Genomic DNA, 2,782 nt, shown 5'->3' on the forward strand with positions numbered 1-2,782 from the left:
CCCTGATTATTAAAAAATATATTTAAACCAGCCATTATGCAAATTGAAGAGATCATTGAAAGAATTAACAGCTTCCTGGCCGAAGAATTTGAGGTAGATGCAGATAAAATGGTACCCACTGCAAACCTGAAAGAGACACTTGACCTGGATAGCCTTGATTATATAGACCTGGTGGTAGTAATTGAAAGCAATTTCGCCTTCAAGGTAAAGCCTGAGGATTTTACGGGCATCGTTACCTTCCAGGATTTTTACGATTACGTACTATCACGCGTACAACCTAAAGAGCTTGCATAATGCCCGCCTGGCAGGGAAAATCAAAAGGAAATCCCCTTGGTTACCGCATTTTTGTTAGTGTTTTAAAAGTGGGAGGTGTCAAGCCTGCCTACTTTATGCTGAGGTTTGTGGCGCTGTATTATTTCCTGTTTTCGTGGCAATCATCCAAAAGCACTTATTATTATTTCCATAAAAGGCTTGGGTTTAGCAAAGTAAGGTCCATCCTGAAGCTTTACCGAAACTATTATCTGTTTGGGCAAAGCATTATTGATAAAGTGGTGATCATGTCGGGCATCCCCAATAAATTCACCTTTAATTTTGATGGGATCGATAACCTGAGGCAGATAGCTGCCATGAACCAGGGCGGATTGCTGCTCAGCTCGCACATCGGCAGCTGGGAAATAGCAGGCGAACTGCTTGACCATATCAACACCCGTATTAACATTGTGATGTTTGATGGCGAGGATAAGCAAATCAAACAGTACATGGATTCGGTAACAGGCGAAAGGAAGATAAACATCATCGTGATTAAAAATGACCTGTCGCACATATTTAAAATTAATGCGGCTTTTCAAAATAACGAACTGGTTTGCATGCATGCCGACAGGTTTATTGAAGGCAATAAAACTATAACAAGGGAGTTTTTAGGTGAGGACGCAAAATTCCCGGCAGGGCCTTTTGTAATGGCCGAAAAGTTTAAAGTGCCGGTAACATTTGTTTATGCCCTAAAGGAAAGCGCGCTGCATTACCACTTTTTTTCAAGTCCAGCAAAAGATTATTCGGGCTTGCCTAAAGGCGAAGGGATGCTGCAGCTGATAAATGATTTTATTATCAGTTTTGAAAACAAGGTAAAGACATACCCCGAACAGTGGTATAACTATTATAATTTTTGGCAATAAGCAATGACCTTACCAACACAGGATATTTTAACGCAGATACCGCAAAAGTGGCCATTTGTAATGGTTGATACGCTGGTATCATCGAACGATGATGCTACGCGCACGACCTTGCTGGTGCAGGCCGAAAATGTTTTGGTAAGCAACGACGAACTAAGTGAAGCCGGACTGGTTGAAAACATTGCCCAAACAGCTGCCGTGAGGGCCGGTTACATAGCCCGGCAATTGGACAAACCTGTGCAGCCGGGTTTTATCGGCGCTGTAAAGAACCTGGAAGTGTTTGCTCTGCCAAAAGTAGGCGACACGATAGAAACCGAAATAACAATAGAAAATCAAATTTTTGATGTAACCATCATTAAAGGAAAAGTAACCTGCAAGGGCGTAACAATGGCCCAATGCGAAATGAAAATATTTATACAACCGCAATAATATCAACCATGAAAAAAATCGCAATTAAACTGAGTTTACTGATAGTTTTATCAGGCTTGTTTTTAAAACCTGCATCTGCCCAAACCAAAGCCGAAATTTTTGATAAAAAAACACCTATTACCTGGTTAGGTATGGACTTTTCGCAGATGAAATTTATCGGCTCGGAAGAGGCTTACAAAAAAGAAATTATCAATGCCGAGTTTGTTGGCAAGTACATCCCATTATGGGAAAACTTTTTTTTAAAGGAACCAAAAAAATATAACCCGGCGAGGGCGGTACACCGCGATACAGTCCATTTTGCGATGAACGTTACCGAAAAAGTTAACAGCGCCATTACCAAAAACTTTTTCGATACTGATCCGGGCCATTTTAAAACACTTACAGAAAAAGATATTGATGCCATAATAAAAAACTATGATTTTTTAGGCAACAAAGGCATCGGCATGTTGCTGATTGTTGAAGGCATGGATAAAGGACGTGCGCAGGGCGGTGCCTGGGTAACTTTTGTTGATATGGATAAGAAAACAGTTTTGTATACCGTTTTCCGCACCGGCAACAGCCGTGGATTTGGTTTTAGAAATTACTGGGCACACCCATGGCCTGTAATCCTGGACGATTTTGGTTCCGATTTCGATCTTTTCAAAAAATACTAAGCCAACAGCGTTTTGCAGCAATCGTTAATAAATACTATCGAAATAGAGGTTAAATTCAGTGATGTGGATATGCTGGGCGTGGTTTGGCATGGCAATTATATCCGCTATTTTGAAGATGGCCGCGAGGCTTTCGGCAAACAATATGGCCTGGGTTATATGGATGTTTATAATGCGGGCTATGTTGTACCCATTGTTAACGTAAACTGCGATTATAAGCGTTTTTTACGGTACGAGGATAAGGTGATCATCGAAACTGTTTATACCCCCACCGAATCGGCCAAGATCAATTTCGCTTACCGGCTGCTCAATGTCCAAACCGGCGAACTGATCGTAAAAGGCTCAACCGTACAGGTATTTGTGCGCCGCGATAATTTTGAGCTTCAGCTCACTAACCCGGATTTTTTCCTGGAGTGGAAACAAAAACACGGTTTGATATAACAGCGCATTGGGATGAAAAAGGTTTACCTTGTTGCCGATAATATTACCTCGCCCCTGGGCGCTACAACTGCGCAAAACTTTGAGCACTTGGTT

The 2,782-nt window shown here is 41.6% G+C and carries 5 protein-coding genes; all 5 read left to right on the forward strand.

Annotated elements, in window-relative coordinates; translation table 11 throughout:
• Positions 1-36: 36 nt before the first annotated feature.
• From VF500_RS22395 to VF500_RS22415, 5 genes are read left to right on the forward strand one after another with little or no spacing between them, the layout of a single operon-like run.
• Positions 37-294, forward strand: coding sequence for a phosphopantetheine-binding protein (locus tag VF500_RS22395; RefSeq protein ID WP_121232894.1), 258 nt, complete (start codon positions 37-39; stop codon positions 292-294).
• Positions 294-1,172, forward strand: a complete 879-nt coding sequence (locus tag VF500_RS22400; protein WP_330861807.1) for a hypothetical protein — start codon at positions 294-296, stop codon at positions 1,170-1,172. Before VF500_RS22395 ends, VF500_RS22400 begins: the two co-directional genes overlap by 1 nt.
• Positions 1,173-1,175: 3 nt before the next feature.
• On the forward strand, positions 1,176-1,598 hold the full coding sequence (locus VF500_RS22405; protein WP_330861808.1) for a 3-hydroxyacyl-ACP dehydratase: 423 nt from the start codon (positions 1,176-1,178) through the stop codon (positions 1,596-1,598).
• An 8-nt stretch (positions 1,599-1,606) separates the two neighbouring features.
• On the forward strand, positions 1,607-2,251 hold the full coding sequence (locus VF500_RS22410) for a hypothetical protein (protein ID WP_330861809.1): 645 nt from the start codon (positions 1,607-1,609) through the stop codon (positions 2,249-2,251).
• A gap of 12 nt (positions 2,252-2,263) precedes the next feature.
• Entirely contained in the window at positions 2,264-2,689 is a 426-nt protein-coding gene (locus VF500_RS22415; protein WP_330861811.1) for an acyl-CoA thioesterase, read from the forward strand.
• Positions 2,690-2,782: the final 93 nt, after the last annotated feature.

It is taken from the genome of Mucilaginibacter sp. (genome assembly GCF_036383575.1).
GTDB lineage: Bacteria > Bacteroidota > Bacteroidia > Sphingobacteriales > Sphingobacteriaceae > Mucilaginibacter.